At 57.1% G+C, this 20,096-nt stretch carries 17 protein-coding genes; 15 read left to right on the top strand and 2 right to left on the bottom strand.

The window, feature by feature from the left end; translation table 11 throughout:
- The first annotated feature begins 51 nt into the window (after positions 1-51).
- The 10 genes from GSF01_RS21920 (at position 52) to GSF01_RS21875 (ending at position 9,673) form a co-directional block, all read left to right on the top strand.
- Positions 52-1,077 (top strand): LacI family DNA-binding transcriptional regulator, encoded by a 1,026-nt coding sequence (locus GSF01_RS21920; protein ID WP_159887438.1) that lies wholly within the window; start codon positions 52-54, stop codon positions 1,075-1,077.
- Positions 1,078-1,582: 505 nt separating this feature from the next.
- Entirely contained in the window at positions 1,583-1,906 is a 324-nt protein-coding gene (locus tag GSF01_RS21915) for a transposase (RefSeq protein ID WP_159887437.1), read from the top strand.
- A complete protein-coding gene (locus GSF01_RS21910) occupies positions 1,897-2,823 on the top strand; it encodes an IS3 family transposase (protein WP_328803702.1) in 927 nt (308 codons plus the stop codon). Before GSF01_RS21915 ends, GSF01_RS21910 begins: the two co-directional genes overlap by 10 nt.
- Before the next feature lie 510 nt (positions 2,824-3,333).
- Positions 3,334-5,124 carry an L-fucose isomerase gene (locus GSF01_RS21905; protein ID WP_159887435.1) on the top strand — a complete coding sequence of 597 codons (1,791 nt, stop codon included), beginning with the start codon at positions 3,334-3,336 and terminating at the stop codon, positions 5,122-5,124.
- A 107-nt stretch (positions 5,125-5,231) separates the two neighbouring features.
- Entirely contained in the window at positions 5,232-6,161 is a 930-nt protein-coding gene (locus tag GSF01_RS21900) for a dihydrodipicolinate synthase family protein (protein WP_235941674.1), read from the top strand.
- Positions 6,162-6,231: 70 nt separating this feature from the next.
- Positions 6,232-6,906: a ribose-5-phosphate isomerase RpiA gene (gene rpiA / locus GSF01_RS21895; RefSeq protein ID WP_159887434.1), complete on the top strand. Its 675-nt coding sequence runs from the start codon at positions 6,232-6,234 to the stop codon at positions 6,904-6,906.
- Positions 6,907-7,046: 140 nt separating this feature from the next.
- Positions 7,047-7,703 carry an HAD family hydrolase gene (locus GSF01_RS21890; protein ID WP_159887433.1) on the top strand — a complete coding sequence of 219 codons (657 nt, stop codon included), beginning with the start codon at positions 7,047-7,049 and terminating at the stop codon, positions 7,701-7,703.
- 55 nt (positions 7,704-7,758) lie between these two features.
- Positions 7,759-7,947 carry a hypothetical protein gene (locus GSF01_RS21885; protein ID WP_159887432.1) on the top strand — a complete coding sequence of 63 codons (189 nt, stop codon included), beginning with the start codon at positions 7,759-7,761 and terminating at the stop codon, positions 7,945-7,947.
- Positions 7,948-8,095: 148 nt separating this feature from the next.
- Positions 8,096-8,620 (top strand): DUF420 domain-containing protein, encoded by a 525-nt coding sequence (locus GSF01_RS21880; protein ID WP_159887431.1) that lies wholly within the window; start codon positions 8,096-8,098, stop codon positions 8,618-8,620.
- A gap of 192 nt (positions 8,621-8,812) precedes the next feature.
- Positions 8,813-9,673 (top strand): glycerophosphodiester phosphodiesterase, encoded by an 861-nt coding sequence (locus GSF01_RS21875; protein ID WP_159887430.1) that lies wholly within the window; start codon positions 8,813-8,815, stop codon positions 9,671-9,673.
- Between the two features lie 248 nt (positions 9,674-9,921).
- On the opposite strand, the gene GSF01_RS21870 is transcribed toward GSF01_RS21875, so the two are convergent.
- Entirely contained in the window at positions 9,922-10,542 is a 621-nt protein-coding gene (locus tag GSF01_RS21870; RefSeq protein ID WP_159887429.1) for a TetR/AcrR family transcriptional regulator, read from the bottom strand.
- A 289-nt stretch (positions 10,543-10,831) separates the two neighbouring features.
- Between GSF01_RS21870 and GSF01_RS21865 the strand changes: the two genes are divergently transcribed.
- The 4 genes from GSF01_RS21865 to GSF01_RS21850 all read left to right on the top strand — a co-directional run bounded on the left by GSF01_RS21865 (position 10,832) and on the right by GSF01_RS21850 (position 15,983).
- Complete coding sequence (locus GSF01_RS21865) at positions 10,832-12,289, top strand: 4-hydroxyphenylacetate 3-hydroxylase family protein (RefSeq protein ID WP_159887428.1); 1,458 nt, start codon at positions 10,832-10,834, stop codon at positions 12,287-12,289.
- Between the two features lie 28 nt (positions 12,290-12,317).
- Positions 12,318-13,490: an FMNH2-dependent alkanesulfonate monooxygenase gene (gene ssuD / locus GSF01_RS21860; RefSeq protein ID WP_159887427.1), complete on the top strand. Its 1,173-nt coding sequence runs from the start codon at positions 12,318-12,320 to the stop codon at positions 13,488-13,490.
- 136 nt (positions 13,491-13,626) lie between these two features.
- Positions 13,627-14,706: a dimethylsulfone monooxygenase SfnG gene (gene sfnG / locus GSF01_RS21855; protein WP_159887426.1), complete on the top strand. Its 1,080-nt coding sequence runs from the start codon at positions 13,627-13,629 to the stop codon at positions 14,704-14,706.
- Between the two features lie 71 nt (positions 14,707-14,777).
- The gene (locus GSF01_RS21850; protein ID WP_159887425.1) at positions 14,778-15,983 is read left to right on the top strand and encodes an acyl-CoA dehydrogenase family protein; all 1,206 of its coding nucleotides are present in this window, start codon (positions 14,778-14,780) and stop codon (positions 15,981-15,983) included.
- Between the two features lie 123 nt (positions 15,984-16,106).
- Here the strand turns inward: GSF01_RS21850 and GSF01_RS21845 are convergent, their stop codons facing one another.
- Positions 16,107-16,979, bottom strand: coding sequence for a helix-turn-helix domain-containing protein (locus GSF01_RS21845; RefSeq protein WP_159887424.1), 873 nt, complete (start codon positions 16,977-16,979; stop codon positions 16,107-16,109).
- A 162-nt stretch (positions 16,980-17,141) separates the two neighbouring features.
- On the opposite strand from GSF01_RS21845, the gene GSF01_RS21840 reads away from it, so the two are divergent.
- Positions 17,142-19,856 carry an alpha-L-rhamnosidase gene (locus GSF01_RS21840; protein ID WP_159887423.1) on the top strand — a complete coding sequence of 905 codons (2,715 nt, stop codon included), beginning with the start codon at positions 17,142-17,144 and terminating at the stop codon, positions 19,854-19,856.
- The last annotated feature ends 240 nt before the right edge of the window (positions 19,857-20,096 follow it).

Genomic DNA, 20,096 nt, shown 5'->3' with positions numbered 1-20,096 from the left:
ATTAGCAAATTTAGTATCCATCGAATGAGAGAACCAACCGGAGGCAAGCCGATGTCGAGTATTAAAGAAATAGCCCGTCTGGCGGGTGTATCCCAAGGGACGGCGTCGCTGGTGATGAACGGCAAGGGAGATCAATATCGCATATCCGCCGCTACGCAGCAAAAGATCAGGGAAGCGGCCCGGGAGCTTCACTATCAGCCGAATATTTCGGCAAGACGTCTGCGCAGCGGGGGAGAGAAGGTGCTTCCGATTATTGCTCTGTTTTGGGCGCTGGATACCCGTGCCGTGCTGATGAGCCGGTTTTTGCAGGGCCTGCAGAAGGAGCTCTCCCGGCTAGAAGACGAATATGAACTGCTGATTCAACCGTTTGCCGGTTCGGGCCTGTGCGATGTTCGCAGCCTGGTGACGGGCACGAGGTTCAACGGGGCGATCATTGCCAATCCGACGGAGGAGGATGAACGTTACCTGGAGCAGACGGAGCTGAACGTGCCCGTCGTGCTGTACCAACGGAGCTCGGATAAATATGCTTCGGTCAATGTCGACAGCTATGCCAGCGGACAAGCGGTGGCGGAGCTGTTCGCGGCCCGAGGACATCGCCGCCTAGGGATGCTAGTGCCGGATGTGTCATCGGCAGCGATTCGGCTGCGCAAGGAAGGGTTTCTGGCCAAGGTCGCCGAGCTGGGGCTGGAGATGAAGCCGGAGCATCGGTTAGCTGCGGATTTTTCCGAACGCGGGGGATATGAGGCAGCTCGTCGTCTGATGCAGCAAGAGAAGCCGCTGCCGACGGCTTTATTCGTCATCAGCGATCAGATGGCTGTGGGAGCACTCTCAGGTTTGCATGACTGCGGCATACGGGTTCCGCAGGATATCGAAGTCATCGGTCACGATGACGATGAGGTTGCGAGCTACACGATCCCCCCCTTGTCCACGGTGCATCTGCCCGTTGAGGAGATGGCGGGCGCCTGCGTACGGATGATTACGGATCTCATCCATCATAAGCCGGTTGTGCCGGCGTCCGTTATGCTGGATACGCATATCGTGCTCCGCGGGTCCTGCGGAGAAGGCAAGCGCTTGTGAAGCGAGTTCCGTGCATGACAGGAATGCCGAGCGAGAGCGTACTTGCCCAAAGCGGGGGTATCGCTATAAGAGATGTGGAGGAGTTTCTCCTTGAAAAAAGTCCCGATCCGGGGCTTTTTTTCATTGCTGCGGAAGGATCGCATACAGAAATTGCCGATTCACAAACCGTTTGTGAAGGGGCTAGTAGAGCGGTCTGAAAGTCATGTAACCATGGAACAGCATAGGAGCGGTGGCGGGATTACGGTTAACGGACATGTTGAACCGTTAGCGGTTGGGATGGACATGGATGCGAGTGTAAGGGACATATGGGACCTTAAGAGCGTCAATTTCTTGGTTATACGGGCGTTTGAGACCGCTAAGAGTACACCATGAGGCTGTCGATTCATTGTGGACGGCAGCGCAGTTAAGTAAAGGCTGATCGTAACGGACACCACTATATAGCCCCCTAATCCATTTGGACACTCCCAACCTTTTCAGATACACTAAAAAAGTGGGGGAAAGATCCATGAAAAGACGGTTTCGATGCCCGGTTCAAGTCAAAAAGGAGCTCGTAGTAGAGGTACTCTCCGGCTACCGTACAGAGGTGGTAGCCCGAAAGTATGGCATGGCTCCTAAAACGCTTAGCACCTGGGTTCGTCAATATCAGGATGAGGTGGGCGACCTTATGGTAAAGAAACGTGATGAAGAGGAAAAAACCAAGCAGAATGCAGCCAAGTTCAAAGAGCTTGAAGAGAAATACGACGAAGCGATGAAACTACTGGGCCAGAAGGAACTGGAGAACAGCATCCTCAGAGATCTGGTTAAAAAAAAGTATCCCGACTGGAAGTAGCCTCTTATTGGATCGGGGAGGGATATCCGGTTCGTACGGTGCTGCGTCTGTGCGGAGTGCCCCGTTCCACTTACTACTACCGCCTTCGGCATCCGGAACGTCAACAGCCCGCAGGTAAGGGCCGTCCTATTCCAGGACACTCTTACGATAAAAACGGATCCGTTGTTTTGGATGCCCGGATCAAAGGATACCTTAGAAGTTTAATCAGAGGTCCCCATGCTGCAGCCGGCTATCGAAAACTCACGGTCCTTTTAAGGCGAAAATATAAGTTAGTCATTAACAAGAAAAAAGTATACCGGCTTTGCAAAGAGCTGGGTATCCTCGCTCCGCAACGGGAGAGGACGAATCCCGTACCCAAAAAGGTAGCTAACAATCGTGTTGTGAACGGCCCCAATCAACTTTGGCAGCTGGACATCAAGTATGGATATGTGGCTGGTAAACGGCGGCATTTTTACCTGGCAAGCATCATCGACGTGTTTGACCGGAGCATTGTCACGCATCATCGAGGTAAAGTTTGTAGTACTCAGGACATTTTACGAATCGTCCAAAAGGCGCTTCTGAAACGCGCGGCATACGGGCAAGGGAATCATCCCGTTCTTCGAACCGATAACGGCCCTCAGTTCGTCAGCAAGGCCTTCTACGCCTTCTGCGAACAGGCTGGCATTGAGCATGAGCGAATTCCAAACCAAACGCCAAACAAGAATGCCTTCATCGAATCCTTTCACAGTATTTTGGAAAGGGAATGTTACCAGCGGAATTGCTTTGAAACTTATGAGGAAGCTTTTAGAGAAGTAGATCGGTTTATTCGATATTACAATAACGATCGCATTCATGGCAGTCTTCACGATTGGCCACCAAAAGAATATCTACGGCTCGTATCCGATGGGACGATAACACCAAAACAAATTGCGCTTTAGTGCGATAGCACAAGATTGAAGGCGGTAGTGTCCAAATTTAGGGGGTTAATCCGACCACAGTCGCTATTTCACAAAAATGGGGCCTGTTCAAATTGTAACGGACACAGACGACCTTACTTACGTCAAAACCGCATAGAATGGGCGGAAATGCACCATATAGCGTGATCTGAGTCCGTTAGATTTTCAATATCGAGAAAATGCTGCAAATAGAGACGCTGAGGTCCGTTAGCGAAAGCAGAAGATTTCAACTCAGTTACTCACATTGAATCGACAACCTCCACTATGTCCGTTACAGGTTTCATCAAGCCCAAGTCTGCTTCTTAGAGTACGCCATGTCCGTTAGCCGATCCCGATACCTATGCAGGTATGGGGGAGCAATAACGTTATTTCGGGAACGTTTTATTAGTAAATTGACGTGAAAGCGGTTGATCTTTATAATAAAACGTATTAGCAAAAACGTATTAGCAAATCGTTTTAGCTAAACTTCGATATGCAGGAGGGAAGCATCCGATGGCATCAGCTTATCTCAACCGATTGCAGGGCGACATGCCCAAGATCGGGATTCGTCCGATCGTGGACGGCCGCCGCGGCGGTATCCGGGAATCGCTGGAGGAGCCTACGATGAGTATGGCTCGGGCTTGCGCAGCATTTTTGAGCGGGAATTTGCGGCATTCCAATGGGATGGAGGTGGAGTGCGTCATCGCCGATACGACGATAGGGGGTGTGGGGGAGGCAGCCCGGACAGCGGAGAAGTTCCGCAGAGAGGGCGTCGGCCTGACGATCTCGGTTACGCCGTCCTGGTGCTATCCGCTGGAGACTATCGATACCGATCCGCTGCTGCCGAAGGCGATCTGGGGCTTCAACGGTACGGAGAGACCCGGAGCGGTGTACCTGGCTTCAGCGATTGCGGCGCATAATCAGAAGGGGCTGCCTGCGTTCCGTATTTATGGCCAGGATGTTCAGGATATGGGCGATACGGTCATACCGGAGGATGTGCAGGAGCAGTTGCTGCAATTTGCGCGGGCGGGGCTGGCCGTCGCCACGATGCGGGGCAAGTCCTATTTGGCGATGGGCACCGTATCCATGGGCATTGCGGGCTGCATCGTGGACGAGAGCTTTTTCCAGGACTATCTGGGCATGCGCAACGAGTACGTGGATATGAGCGAGTTCATCCGGCGTATGGAACGCGATATCTATGATCACCGGGAGTATGAGCGGGCGCTTGCCTGGACCAAGGCCAACTGCTTGAGGGGGGCGGACCGCAATCCGCCCGAGCTGCAGCGCACGGAGGAGCAAAAGGAGCAGGACTGGGAGACGGTCGTCAAGATGACGCTGATCGGCCGGGATCTGATGATCGGCAACCCGCTGCTGGCCGAGCTGGGCTACGAGGAGGAGGCGGTCGGACATAACGCGATCGCCGCCGGGTTCCAGGGCCAGCGTGCGTGGACGGATCACTTCCCGAACGGCGACTTTATGGAGGCTATTCTGACCAGCTCCTTCGACTGGAATGGCATCCGCGAGCCTTTCGTCATGGCGACGGAGAATGACAATCTGAACGCGGTGACGATGCTGTTCGGACATCTGCTGACCCATAGCGCCCAAATCTTCGCTGATGTTCGGACCTACTGGAGCCCCGCAGCGGTCGAGCGTGTCACGGGCCGGGCATTGACGGGCACTGCCGCAGGCGGCGTTATCCATCTGATCAACTCCGGACCGGCGGCCTTGGACGGCACGGGCGAGCAGACCAGAGACGGCAAGCCGGCGATGAAGCCGTACTGGGAGATTACCGAGCAAGACGTACAAAACTGCCTGCAGGCGACCCGCTGGTGTCCGGCGGTGGATTTTTTTCGCGGCGGTGGCTACTCGACGGACTTTACCACCCGTGGGGGCATGCCGATGACGATGGCCCGGATCAATCTGATCAAAGGAATCGGCCCGGTGCTGCAGCTTGCCGAGGGGTATTCCGTAGAGCTGCCCGATGAGATTCACGACAAGCTCGACGAGCGCTCTAATCCGACCTGGCCGACGACCTGGTTCGTGCCGAAGCTGACCGGCAGCGGCGCCTTTCAGGACGTGTATGCGGTCATGAACCATTGGGGCTCCAATCACTGCGCGCTCAGCTATGGCCATATTGGCGGCGATCTGATGACGCTGGCTTCGATGCTGCGGATTCCGGTCAGCATGCATAACGTGCCGGAGGAACGGATTTTCCGACCGGGCGTTTGGTCGGCCTTCGGCGTGAATGAGCCTATGGGGGCGGACTATCGCGCTTGCGCCGCATTCGGTCCGCTGTACGGGTAACGGAAGCGGCTGCTTGACGAAGAGACGGAAGCATACCGGCATTTACGCAATAGCATTCGCTAAGCGAAATCCCAGATGAATGAGAAGCTTGCAGGGAGGAATACAGGTTGAGGAATACAAGGAAGGCCATACCGGACGGCGTCTGGCCGACGATGATCACCCCCTTTCAAAGCGATGGGCAGATTGATTATCTGTCGCTGGATCAACTGATCGAGTGGTATATACAGAAAGGAGTCAACGGACTGTTCGCCGTATGTCAATCGAGCGAGATGTTCTTTCTCTCCTTGAATGAGCGGGTCCGGCTGGCGGAATACATCGTGAATCGGACGGCAGGCCGGGTGCCGGTCATCGCTTCCGGCCATATCGCAGGTGGCATGGAGGAGCAGCTGGAGGAAATAGGACGAATCTCGGCAGCAGGGCCAGATGCCTTCGTGCTCGTCACGAACCGGTTGGCCGGGGAGCAGGAGTCGGACGAAGTGTGGAAGTCGAATGCCGAGCGAATTCTGAAGGCTTACCCGGAGCACAGCTTCGGACTGTACGAATGCCCTTATCCCTATAAACGCTTGCTTTCCGCTGAGCTGCTCGAATGGTGCGCGGCAAGCGGACGATTTATATTTCTGAAGGATACGTGCTGCGATCCGGAGATGCTGGCACAGCGTATACGGCTGCTGCAAGGCAGTCCCATGAGGCTGTATAATGCTAACTCGGCTACGCTGCTGGATTCCGTCAGACTTGGAGCGGCTGGCTTCAGCGGCGTTATGGCGAATTTTCATCCCGAGCTCTATGTGTGGCTGCTGAAGCATGCGTCATCGCATCCCGCTCAGGCGGATAGGCTGCAATCCTTTCTGGGCATGGCGTCACTGGTCGAGCTGCAGCTGTATCCGGTCAATGCCAAGTACTATCTCCAGCTCGAGGGGCTGCCGCTGACCACGGTCAGCCGGTCCAGAGGGGGCCAAGCGCTCGACCGCCATGCCCGGTTGTTGATCGAGCAGCTGCGCGATGCGAGCGCCTGGGCGGGTCAAGCGCTCACGCGATGAAGACATGGAGCGTCCCGTCCGCTTGTGGTAGAATATAGGAGAACAAGGCAGACGGGAAGCGGGTGATCCGATGGAAGCTAAGCGAGCCGCAGCGGAGAAGGCTGTGGAATATATCGAAGACGGCATGATCGTCGGGCTGGGGACAGGCTCCACGGCCTACTGGGCTATACAGCGCATAGGGCAAAGAATGCAGGAAGGATTGACCATCCAAGCCGTTGCCACCTCCAGCCGGACCGAAAGCCTGGCCCGGGAGCTGGGCATCCCTATCATTTCGACATCGGGTTTAGGGACCATTGATCTTACGATCGACGGAGCCGACGAGGTAGATCCGCGATGGAATGCTATCAAGGGTGGCGGAGGCGCTCTGCTGAGGGAGAAGATCGTCGCGGCCTCCAGCAGGCAGCTTATCCTCGTTGTCGATGAAAGCAAGCTGGTGGATCGGCTGGGCCGATTTCCCCTGCCTGTGGAGATCGTCCCCTTTGGAGCCGACCTGACCGTAGAACAGCTGGGTAAGCTCGGCTGCGTCCCAACACGCCGAATAACTGCAGCAGACGGCAGCCCTTATCTTACGGACAATGGCAATTATATCGTCGACTGCGAGTTTGGAAGCTTGGCGGATCCGGAGGATGTCCATGACAGGATCAATCGGATACCGGGAGTAGTCGACAACGGACTGTTCCTCCAGATGGCCGGCAAAGTGATCGTAGGATACGCGGACCGAAGCGTGCAGGAGCTCAGCCGATAGCTTGCATGCAAGTCGGAGACGTGCATGAGCCTCAAAGAACCGTCCGGAATGAATAATCCGGACGGTTCTTTGCTTAGGACTCCAGTCATGCCCGGCCAATAAGCGCTGCAGGAAGTACACGTGAAGGGAGTAGAAGGTCAATGGCTGTAAAAGGAATCATCTTCGATATGGACAATACGCTGCTGCAGTCCCGAATTGATTTTGCCGCTATGAAGCAGCACATCCACAAGTACTTGCTTAGCACCGGTCTACTGCCCATCGGATTCCCTTGGCAAGAGCATACGTCATCGACCATGATCGAATATGCGAGGGAGGCAGGGCTCAACGAAGCGGGGTATGCCGAGGTGATGGGCATAGCTGCCGAGCACGAACTCCGGGGGATGGAGGGGGCAGGGCTTGAGCCAGGCGCCGAGGAGCTGCTGGCGGCTCTGCACGGCCGGTACGCGCTGGCGGTCGTGACCAATAATTCGCAATGCGCGGCCCTGAAAGCGCTGCGGCTTACGGGTATCGCGGATTATTTCGATCTGATCGCAGGCCGGGAGCAGATGACGGCGCTCAAGCCCTCTTCGTCAGGCTTCAACTATGTGCTGGAGCAGTTCCCTCATAGCCCCGCCGAGGAGTGGATATCCGTGGGGGACTCCTGGATCGACGGGCAAGGCTCGATGGGGGCGGGTATCGCATTTGTCAGCTACAAGGCAGGTCTGGAGGCTATGCTCAGCAAGGGCGTGGAGCCGAAAGCGGGAATTCATGCGCTGGGCGAGCTGATGAACGTTCTGGAAATTATAAAAATGACATAAAAAGCCCCAAATATGGTATTATTATGAATGGTGTATAGGAAAGGAGGTTGATGAATTGGTGTTTTTCCATCCGATCGGAATTATTATCACCCTCCTATTCCTGGGGTTCTGGGGCTTTATTATTTATGCGGTATTCGCCTTGCTGGGCCACGCCAAGGCGACTCGCCAAGCGCTGAACCGTATAGAGATTAAGCTGGACCGGCTCAGGGAAGAAATGAGCGGGCGAGACTCGGGGCATTCATAGGCGGCGGCCGAAAGACGGATTCAGCACTCATTTCATCAAACCGTAACAAAACGACAGTCCCACCGGATTGTATTCTCGGGCAAAACCCCCTATCCTTGAAGGGATAAGATCATAAGGACAATCTTGTTCGGGAGGGGGCTTTTCGTTCATGGAAAAACCGCGCACTTATACCGGCGTCATCACGGTGTTCTCTTTAATCCTGATCGTGATCATCGCCTGTTTGTTTTTTATGCCGGGATATGAGGGGCAGCTTGGCTTCGACGTCTCGATCTTCCCGCTGCTGAATGCGATTTTTAACTGCTTTACGTTTACTTTCCTGCTGTTGTCGCTGTTCGCCATTAAGAAGAAAAAGATTAACGTGCACCGCAATTGGGTGTTTGCCGCTTTTGGGTCGACGGCTTTGTTCCTCGTCTCTTATGTTATTTACCACTTTCTTACGGAACCGACAAAGTTCGGCGGACCCGACTGGCTGAAGTACACGTATTTCTTCGTGCTCATTACGCATGTGCTGCTGGCGATCGTCAATGTGCCGCTCGCACTGATGACGATGGCCAGCGGTCTGGGCCGCAAGGTTGCCCGCCATCGCAAGATCGCCCGCTGGACGATGCCGATCTGGCTGTATGTCAGCGGTACAGGCGTGCTTGTGTATCTGTTGATCTCTCCCTATTATTAAGTCGTGCTGCTGTTGGCGCGGACAAGCCGGGTCCTGCTTGGGTCCGGCTTGTTTAGGCATGCATCCCGAGCGGAGAGACTTTGTTAGGAAAGGATTTGGCGGAAGCGAAAAAAAGACGGCGGTTGCTGATAGTTTCCTAACGTTCTTATGATACGGTAAGCGTAAATCCCGCAATCCAGGAGGAAGCCGCCGATGTCAACGCTTACACGGGCCTTGCTTTGTCTTCTAATCGTTCATGCCGCCACGATCCCCAGCTTGCCCGCCATATCCGGCTCCGGCGCCGATCTGCCTTACGAGCGGATAACCGCCCATCGCGGGAGCTCGGAGACAGCCCCCGAGAATACGCTCAGCGCCTTCCGTCAAGCGATCCGGGCGGGTGCGGGCTATGCCGAGCTCGACGTTCAGGAGACAGCAGACGGTGTTGTCGTCGTTATGCATGATTCTAACGCGCTCAGAACGACCGGCATCAATAAGCCGATGTGGCAGGTGACGTCCTCCGAGCTTGCGGCGGCTAGCGCCGGAAGCTGGTTCGGCGAACGATTTGCCCAGGAAAAGGTGCCTACGCTGGAGCAGGTCATCGATACGGTAAACGGGAAAATGAAGCTCAATATTGAGCTCAAAAATAATGGGAATCAACGGAAGCTTGCGGAGCGGGCCGTGGACGTGGTGAAGCGAAAAGGGTTCGAGAACGACTGCGTATTCACTTCCTTCGATGGAAAGCTGCTGCAAAAGGTAAAGCAGCTGGACCCCAAGCTGCGCACAGGGCTTATCGTCGACAAGCTGGACGGAAATGCCTCTTGGGAGAAGCTGCTGGCCCTTCCGGATTACGACGCGCTAAGCCTCGCTTATCCGCTGGTCAAGCCCGAGCTCCTGAAGCTGGCGGCCCGCTACGAGAAGGATATTTTCGTATGGACGGTGAATGATCCCGGTATGATGAGACAGATGCTCGACCTCGGGGTCACCAGCATCATTACCGATAAGCCGAGGGTGCTGGCTAGAATAGCGGCAGAGCGGTCGCTGGAGCAGGCTGTCGCAAGCGGAACGGCGAAGTGAGCGGCCCTTGCCAAGATGAAGCCGGTTAGCTTGCCCCAGGGCTAATGAAATGTCCAAGCTGTACGTACCGCACGGCGGCGGCTGATCGCCCGCTAGCCTAGCTGGCCGCTAGTTAACTAACCTATATGCAGCGCTTAGCGAAACTTGATGCTCTGCCGCCCGGTTCACAGGGGAAGCCCGATCGTGGACCAGGCGGGAGTATGCTTGGTTCGCTTTTTTGGCATAGGCAGGGAGGAACGCCTCTTCGGTCAATGCTCCTCCATACCCATGGCCCGATAGACGCCAAGCAAGGACAGACGCGTAAGCTGGAGCGACATATGATGAGGGGAGTAGATCATCTGCTGGGCAAGCCACTTGGTGATGATGCCCATGGTGGAATGGCTGGTATAATCGAGCAATAATTCGAGCGGAATGAGCAGCTTTTGGTCATTGCGGATGGCTGAGATACGGCGATAGAAGCTTTCCCGGATCACTTCCGTCATGCGGTCGGCAAACCCTGGGGCAGGCATCCTGCCCAGCATGACCCGATAGAAAACGGCATTGCCCGCCAGATGCTCAAACAAGTGAAGAAAGTAAGGGTCGGGCTTCTCGTTGTCGGGAACGTAAGCGGAAGCTTGATCCTGGGGCAAGAAGGGAAGACTGCCCAATTTGGACAGCATGTCGTTCATGAGGCTGGACAACAGGTCGTCCTTGTCCTGGTAATGCGCATAGAAGGTCGAACGGTTGACGTTTGCTTGTTCGGTAATATCTTTGATGATGATTTCCTCGTAATCTTTCTCCTGGCACAGCGATAGAAATGCTTCCGTGATCAATTGCTGAGTGCGCCGGATCCGTCTGTCAAGCGAGGGCTGGGTTTGACGGTCTGCCATGGACAACCTCCTTTGTCTCATCATTAAGGTCAACAAAATCCAGAAGTTCGTCGGAAAAACAACACCGAGGACGCGGCTTTAAGCGGCCGACTATTCCTACATCCGGAACGTTAACATAGGATTATTTCCGAGATAACGGAAGCATGCGCCCGCTGTGTCGGATATCCATCATTTTCGAAGCAGCTGATTGTTGCAAATAACGGATTATGAGCTATATTAATAAATAATTCCAATTAAATCAATGGGAATTTACAAAATTAAAACCTTGGAGGAGGAGGATGGCCCAGACGTGAGAGGAGAACGGTTTCTACAGAGTCTGGATGACGGACGAAGCGTTTGGCTGGAGGGGAAACGGGTGGAGAGCATCCGGCAGCATCCTGCTTTCAGAGGGACGTTATCGACGATTCGCGATTTATTCGATACGCTCGATGATCCCGCTCTACGGGACCAAGTCGGCTACAAGGCGGAAGGGCGCGAGCCCTATGCGCATAGTGCTTTTCTCGTTCCTTATACGGCGGAGCAGCTGGCGCAGCGCAGCCGGTCTTTCGCCTTCTGGTCCGCGCAGACGCATGGCATGATGAGCCGATTGTCGGATTACGCCCGCTCGATCGTCACCGGCTGGTATGCCGCTCGCCGCCGTCTGAACGAGCTGGACCCCGGATTTGAGCGGAAAATTACGGCTTACTACGAGCATGCCCGGGACCATGACTTGTTTCTGACGACGGCGATTATCGATCCCCAGATCGACCGTTCGGGGAGCCTGGACGACAGCCGGATCGCGGATCGGTACCTGCATGTCGTTCGGGAGACGGAGGACGGGATTATCGTGAGAGGCGCCAAGATGATCGCGACGGGCGCGCCTTATACGCATGATTTCATCATCTATTCGTTCCTGAAATTCGAGGCGAAGGATGCAAGCCACGCGCATGTGCTGATCGTACCGGCCAACTCTCCGGGACTTCATATTGTCTGCCGGGAATCCTTCGCCGACGCCAGAGAGCAGAATCATCCGCTAAGCGCTCGGTATGACGAGATGGACGCCGTGCTGTTCTTCGACGATGTGCTCGTCCCCTGGGAGCGGGTTCTTCTGTACGGCGATGCGGAGAAGGTGCTGGCCCTCCGGGCCAATCGCACAGCGAACGCGCTGGCCTTTCATCAGAATGTGGTCCGGTACGTCGCTAAGCTGGAGTTCATTACCGGCGTTACCTTCGCGGTAGCGGAGTCGATCGGCGTGACAGGCTTTCTGCATATCCAGGAGAAGCTGGGGGAGCTGCTTACGCAGATCGAGGTGATCAAAGCGCTTGTGATCGCTTCGGAGACGCAGGCGAAGCCCGACGAGTCCGGAGTGCTGGTGCCGGAGCTGTCGTATATTGAAACGGCCCGGAGCATCGGGACGAAGTTTTACCCCCGAGCCGTCGAAATTTTGCAGCAGGTGGGCGGCGGCGGCTTCGTCCAGGCGCCTTCGGGGGTGGAAGACTTTTACGGCCCGATCTCAGGGCTTATGCATCTTTATTTCGAAGGCGCGGCTGTGAGCGCGGAGAAGAAGGTTCAGCTTTTCAAGCTGGCTTGGGACCTGATAGGGAGTCCGCTGGGCGCCAGACACGAGCTGTATGAGCGTTTCTATGCGGGGGACCCGATGCGAGCGTATGCCAATCTATATAACAGCTTCGATAAGGATCGGCTGGTCGATCCGGTGTGGAGGCTGCTCAAGGAAACGAGCAAGGGGAGGATAGCCCCGGTTTTGTGAGTCTATTCAAACGAAAGGAGGAGTGAAGATGGAGCTGTTCTGGTTTATACCTACGCACGGGGACGGGCGTTACCTCGGAACAAGCGAAGGGGCGCGCGCCGTCAGCTACGGCTATTGCAAGCAGATAGCGCAAGCGGCAGACGAGCTTGGATATAGCGGCGTTCTGCTGCCGACGGGCAAGTCCTGCGAGGACGCCTGGGTGGTCGCTTCTTCTCTCGTTCCCGTTACGGAGAAGCTTAAGTTTCTCGTTGCCCTTCGTCCCGGCTTAATGACCCCTACGATCGCCGCCCGCATGTCGGCGACGCTTGACCGGTTCTCCAATGGAAGACTGCTGATCAATGTCGTGGCCGGGGGCGATCCTGTCGAGCTTGCCGGAGACGGGCTGTTCCTTGATCATGACGAGCGTTACCGGCTTACCGATGAGTTTCTCGACATATGGCGCAAGGAATTGAAAGGCGGCGAAGTGAGCTATGCCGGCGACTACTTGCGGGTGGAGGGCGGAGAGGTGTTATACCCGACGGTCCAGCAGCCGTATCCGCCGCTTTATTTCGGCGGCTCTTCGGAAGCGGCGATGGAAGTGGCTGCGAATCACGTGGATGTGTATCTGACCTGGGGGGAGCCGCCGGATCAGGTGGAGCAGAAAATCAGCCGCATGCGCGCCCTGGCCGCCGAGAAGGGCCGCACGCTCCGCTTCGGCATCCGACTTCATGTCATCGTCCGTCCGACGGAGGAGGAGGCATGGCAGGCGGCAAGCGAGCTCATCTCTCATCTGGACGAGGCCACGATCGCTTCCGCGCAGCACATATTCGCAAGGATGGATTCGGAGGGGCAGAAGCGGATGTCCCGGCTGCATAAGGGGGATCCCTCCAATCTGGTGATCAGCCCGAACCTGTGGGCGGGTATCGGCCTCGTGCGGGGCGGCGCAGGTACGGCGCTGGTGGGCAGTCCCGACAATGTGGCGGCACGGATGAAGGAATACGCGGAGCTCGGGATCGAGACCTTCATCCTGTCCGGCTACCCCCACCTGGAGGAGGCTTATCGCACGGCTGAGCTGCTGTTTCCGAGGCTTCCGCTGCGTCTCGACAAGGCGGAGGGAGCCAGGGCCTTCATTAGCCCCTTCGGGGAAATGATCGCGAACAACCGAATCCCGGGCCGTCCGCAGGAAGAGGAGGCGGGTGCGCGCGAGGTTTCGACGAGCTGAATACGCTTTGCTTTGCCGATTAGACGACTAAAGGCACCGGTTTTGATCCATTCAAGACGGTGCTTTTTGTATGTCCGAAATCCGGTCCGGTCCGCCGGGTCCGGCTCTTAACCATAACTTTCGGGGAGTGAGTGCCATGTCATTGAAATTTGCCTATTGGGTGCCGAATGTGAGCGGAGGCTTGGTTATCTCCAAATATCCGCAGCAGACAGGCTGGTCGTTCGAGGATAATGCAAGGTATGCGAAGGCTGCGGAGGACGCCGGCTTCGAATACGCTTTGCTGCAAACCCGGTTCATCGCCAGCTACGGCGCGGAGAATCAGCTGGAATCGCTGGCGCTGGCTTCGGCGCTGGCTGCGGTCACCGACAAGCTGAAGCTTATCGCGGCTGTGCTTCCCGGCCTCTGGCATCCGGGCACGGTCGCCAAGATGATCTCCACCATCGACCAGATCAGCCATGGGAGGGCAGCTGTCAATATCGTCAGCGGGTGGTTCAAGGGAGAGTTTTACGGCTACGGAGAGGCCTGGCTGGATCATGACGAGCGCTACCGCCGGTCGGAAGAGTTCATCCGCGTGCTGCGGGAGCTGTGGACGCAGGAGACTTCCAGCTTCCGCGGAGACTTCTATCGGCTCAACGAAGCTCCGTTAAAGCCGAAGCCCCATGTCGTTCCTCCCGTGTTTCAAGGAGGCAACTCAGCAGCAGCTAGGCAGATGGCTTCCCGGGTATCGGACTGGTACTTTATGAACGGCAATACGATAGACGGCTTCCGGGCGCAGATTGATGATTTGAAGCGGCAGGCAGCGGCTCAAAACCGGGAACTCAAGTTCGGAGCCAACGCCTTCGTCATCGTCCGGGACACAGAGGAAGAAGCGAGACAGGTGCTGCGCGATATTATCGACTACGCCGACCCGGAGGCCGTGGAAGGCTTCCGCAGTCAGGTGAAGTTCGCGGGCCAGGCTTCCCCGGAGCGGGAAGGGATGTGGGCGAATTCCGATTTCGACGATCTGGTGCAGTATAATGACGGCTTCAAGACGGGCTTGATCGGCACCGCTGAGCAGGTAGCGGACCGTATTGTGGAATTGAAGAAAATCGGCGTCGATCTTATCCTCACCGCGTTCCTTCATTACGATGAAGATATTCAAGCGTTCGGCGAACAAGTCATCCCGCTCGTCCGGCAGAAAGAAGCCGAGCTTGAAGCGGTTGCTTCCAAAGCCTGAGACCTTACACCTAAACTTAAACCTGAACCTAGCCCCCTAAATCTAATCCAATTCAGAAGGAGAGTTCGACTATGAGCATATCTGCCAATGAAAAGCAAACGACTCTTGATTACGAGCAGCTGAGAGCGGAAATCCGGGAACTTGCCGAGCAGGTCATTAAGCCTAGAGCCGAGAGGACGGACAGCGAGGGGATCTTCCCCCGGGATAATCTGCAGGCGCTTGCCGAAACCGGCTGGAATGGCGTCCTGATCCCCGAGCAGTGGGGCGGACGCGGTCTGGATCATGTGGCCTTCGCGATAGCCGCCGAGGAGATCGGCAAAGCGTGCCCGTCCACCTCGCTGGTATACGTCATGCACGTCGGCGGCGTGCAGACGATCGCGCTGTACGGCAACGACGATCAGAAGGAACGTTGGCTGAAGCCGGTTAGCCAGGGCCTGATCGGCACGTACTCCACAAGCGAGAAAGCGTCAGGGGGTCATTGGTGGTTCAACTTCAGCGAGGCAGGCCGCGACGGGGAGGACTATATCCTGAACGCTGAGAAGTCGTTCACCACGAGCTCGGGGCAAGCGGACTTCTACGTTTTCCAGACCCGAACGCCGGGCGCCCAAACGCCTACGGATGTAAGCTTCTTCATCGTCGATGGCAAGCTGCCGGGAATTACGCCGGGCGTGTGGGACGCACTGGGCGTCCGCGGCAATCATAGCGGGCCGATCCGTTACGAAGGCGTTCGTGTGAATGGGCGTGATAAGCTTGGCACAGAAGGCCAGGGAAGAGAAATCTTGGAGAGCGGCGTTTCGCCTGTCTATCTGATCGGTCTCGGCTCGACCTGGCTGGGAGTAGCGGAGGCGGCTCTGGAGGCGGCAGCGGCTTACGTTCAGGGCATGATTCACCGGGACTTCAACAAGCGGCTTGCGGACTACCAGATCATCCGCCAGCAGCTCGCGGAGATTAAGGTGCTGATCTCCAGCCTGAAGCCTTGGCAGGTGTCGCTTGCGAAGCAGCTGGACGATCTGCAGGCGCAGGGCCGGCCGCAGGTCGAGCTGCTTCTGCCGCTGGTCGAGTTCAAGATCCATGCCGCCGAGGTGGCCAACAAGGCCACGAAGGCCGCGCTGGACGTAACAGGCGGCTACGGGTATAAAAAGGGCGTCTTCGAGCGGCTGTTCCGCGACGCGCGCGCGGGCATCGCGATGGGGCCCTCCAACAACATCGCCCGCGAATGGATCGGCAAAGCGCTGGTCGGTCTGCCGCTGGAGCTGTGGTACGAGGGTGGGGATTAAGCGGAGGGAACGCACAGGAGCACGAGCAGGATCGGGATCAGGAGATAGATGAGCCGCAGCGGTTGACGGGGGGCATACCCGTTGACCGTTGTTTGCTTTTGCGCGGAGCTTGGGAAACGAAGGTCAATCTTCCTTACTTTGCCCTCTTTGCCTATACTGCTGCGGAGTGACCCCGGTCATGCGCTTGAACAGCGAAGTAAAGAATGCGGCGTCCTGGTAGCCTACCGCCGAAGCGATATCGCTGATCTTGCGGTCCGTCTGCCGCAGCAGCCTGCCCGCCGCTTGAATGCGCAATCCCTGGACATAGGACTTCGGCGTCGTTCCGGTATGCTTGGCAAACAGCCGCTGGAATTGGCGTTCGCCTACGCCCATAAGGGCCGCCAGCTCGCGCACCTCCAGCGGCTGCTCGCAATGCGCTTGCAGAAGCCGGAGCACCTCGTGCATACCGGAGGGCGGGCGTACGGTCACGGCTTCCTCCCGGTCTTCCTCCATCCTGCGGATCAGGAGCAGCAGTTCCAGGACGATCGTATAAAGCGCGGCTTCCCGGCCGAGCCGCTGCGAGGCATACTCCAGATGAAGGCGGCGGAAGAGGCGATCGCACTCGCCGTCGCGGTCGTGGTACGTCAGCAGCTGTCGGTGCCGGAGGACAGCCTCAAGCGCATTTCCGCCGGGGAAGGCCTGCAGCACAGCTTCGAAAGCATCTGTCGCGAGGATACAGTTATACACGACAAGCTGCTGCTTCCTGGAAGGAGAGGAAGGCCGGAACACATGCGAGACCCCGACGGGTATGACGATCAGCTCCCCTTGCGCGACATGGAAGGAGCGGTCGCTCGTATAGTGGGTACCTGAGCCTTCACACACATAGCTGATCTCCAGAAAGTCATGCTGGTGCTCGACCAGCTCGAAGGATTCGACGGCCCGGTTCACATAAATCGGCAAGCGGGTTTCGAAAAAATACGCTCCTGACAGACGGCCTATCGCACGCTTTACGCTCATCTTGCATCTCCCCTCGCGCATTCTCTCCGATCCTTAGAAAAAGTCCGAATTCCCTCTGTATAATGTCGGGTTCGCCCCGGTTCCTATTGTTTTTTTCAGTATATGATGAGAGCCATAGTGCTGCAAGCCCTTCTCATTCCACTGACGAAAGGAACGTTGAATATGTCTATTACCGTGACGAACCTTACCTGCGAGTACCGGATCAATCCGCTTGGGATCGATGTCCCGCAGCCGCGCCTCGCCTGGCAGCTCGAATCCGACAGGAGAGCTACTCTGCAAACCAGCTTCCGCATCCAGGTGAGAGAAGCCGAAGCAGGTTATGAAACCCCTTACTGGGACTCGGGCTGGCGCGCCGGCGATGCTTCTATTCAGCTTGCCTACGAAGGGCCGGAGCTGAAGGCGCGGACCCGGTATGCGTACCGGATCAAGGCGGCCGATAATTATGAGCGTGAAAGCGAGTGGAGCGAGGAAAGCTGGTGGGAAATGGGGCTGCTGGCGCCGGAGGACTGGCAGGCCCAGTGGATCTCGCCGGATCCGGCTGGGATCGATCCGTTGTCGGAGCCTGCTTTTCTTCTCCGGAAGACGTTCGGAATCGGGCCCGGAGGGATCAAGTCGGCCCGCCTCTATGCGACGAGCGCCGGTGTGTACGATGTCTATATCAACGGGGTCCGAGTAGGCGACGAACTGATGGCGCCCGGCTGGACCAGCTACCACAAGCGGCTGCAGGTTCAGACCTATGATGTGACCGGATATGTGCGGGAGGGCGGGAACGGTCTTGGCCTCCGGCTGGCTAACGGCTGGTACAAGGGAAGGCTGGCATGGGAGGATAAGCGCGATCATTATGGCGACCGGAGAGCGGCTTTGCTGCAGCTGCACGTCGAGATGGAGGATGGCACCGAGCATATCGTCGCTACGGACCCGGGCTGGAAAGCATCCACGGGAGGGATCCTCTTCTCGGAAATCTACGACGGCGAAATCTATGATGCCCGGCTGGAGCCGGAAGGCTGGAGCGAGGCGGGCTTCGACGATACGGCGTGGCACGGTTCGGTCGCGTACACGCCGCAGGTCGGGCAGCTGGTCGCCCAGGAAAACTGGCCTACTCGCGTCACGGAAACGCTGCAGCCGGTAAGTCTGATCCGGACGCCTACAGGCGAGAGCGTGCTTGATTTCGGTCAAAATATGGTAGGGCGCGTCCGCCTGACGCTGGATGTGCCGGCAGGCACGCAGATCACGCTCCAGCATGCGGAGATTCTCGACCAGCAGGGCAATTTCTATATAGGCAACCTGCGCTCCGCCCAGCAGAAGCTGATCTACACGGCCAAGGGAGGCGGGCCTGAAAGCTATGCCGCCGCGTTTACCTTCTACGGCTTCCGCTATGTCAAGGTAGAGGGCTACCCGGATCAGGACCGGCAGGATATCCCGCTGGATGCCTTTACCGGCGAAGTCATGCATTCGGATATGGAGCCGGCCGGGCAGTTCGACTGCTCGCATCCGCTGATTAATCAGCTCCACAGCAACATCAGCTGGGGGCAGCGCGGGAACTTCCTGGATGTGCCGACGGACTGCCCGCAGCGCGATGAGCGCCTCGGCTGGACGGGGGATGCCCAGGTCTTTATCCGGACGGCTGCGTTTCATTACCAGGTCGGGCCGTTCTTCACGAAGTGGCTGCGCGATCTGCAGGCCGACCAGCTGCCGGATGGCGGCGTACCGTTTGTCATCCCGGATATTCTGGGCGGGAAGCATTCTTCTTCCGCGTGGGGCGATGCGGTGGTCGTATGCCCTTGGACGATGTATGTTTGCTATGGGGACCGCCGTCTGCTGGCTGAGCAATATGACGGCATGAAGGCATGGGTCGGATACATCCATGCGCAAGGGTCTGATGAATACCTGTGGAACACCGGCTTCCACTTCGGGGATTGGCTGGGGCTGGACGCCAAGGAGGGCAGCTACGTGGGAGCGACGCCGCGGGATCTGATCGCGACCGCCTTCTACGCGTACTCGACCCGTCTGGTCCGCGATGCCGCCGTGGTGCTGGGAAGGGCCGACGATGTCCGCACTTATGGGGAGCTGCTGGGCCGTATCGTGCGCCGCTTCCAAGATGAATTCATCACGCCGACCGGCCGGCTGGCCGTTCCGACGCAGACGGCGCATGTGCTGGCGCTGCACTTCGATCTGGTCGAAGGCCAGGTGCGCGAACGGGTGGCCAGAGATCTTAATCAGCTTGTCGTGGACAGCAGCTATCATCTGACCACGGGCTTTGTCGGCACGCCTTATCTGTGCTTCGCTCTCTCGGACAACGGGTATCATGACACGGCGATGCAGCTGCTGCTGCAGGAGAGCTATCCGTCCTGGCTGTACTCGATCCATCAGGGAGCGACGACGATCTGGGAGCATTGGGACGGCGTGAAGCCGGACGGCTCCTTCTGGAGCGACAGGATGAACTCTTACAATCATTATGCGTACGGAGCTATCGGAGATTGGATGTACCGCCGGGTGGCGGGTCTGGATATGGATGAATCCAAGGCGGCCTACAAGCGGCTGCGCATACGTCCCCGCCTTGACAGCAACGGGCTGACCCATGCCGAAGCTTCGCTGATCGGACCTTATGGCCGGATGCAAGCCGGGTGGCGGGTTTCGGAAGGCAAAGCGGAGGTGCAGGTTACGGTACCGGTCAATGCGACGGCAGACATCAGGCTGCCCGCAGCAGCGGCCGAGGACATCGAGGAGAGCGGGCGTCGTGCTGCAGATGCGCCGGGCGTTCAGGAGATCGCGGCCGAGAGCGGCGGCGTTCGACTGAGCGTCGGATCGGGCACGTACCGGTTTGTGTTCCCTTACCGCGCCGAGCAGGCCGAGGGTGCTGAGCTCTCTGAGGGATAAGAGACGGTGGTGTGCGGGACGACTGAACTAGCGGGTTCCGAAGGCAAAGCGGGGAGCGGTGGGTTAATCACAGCTTCCCGTTTTTTTGCTGCAGCAGCGGGCTTTCGAGGGCCAAAGTTGGTTCGCAATGAAATCATTTACCGGTAAATTGATCTCTAAATGAGATCGAACTCATATAAAATGGTTATTTAAGTTATAAGGAAGGGGAAGCTTATAATAAGGGTAGGATTTACTTCAGGA

Source organism: Paenibacillus puerhi, from assembly GCF_009846885.1.
Taxonomy (GTDB): domain Bacteria; phylum Bacillota; class Bacilli; order Paenibacillales; family NBRC-103111; genus Paenibacillus_G; species Paenibacillus_G puerhi.
Note: the sequence above shows the minus strand (reverse complement) of the source record. Positions and strands in the feature narration are given on the sequence as shown.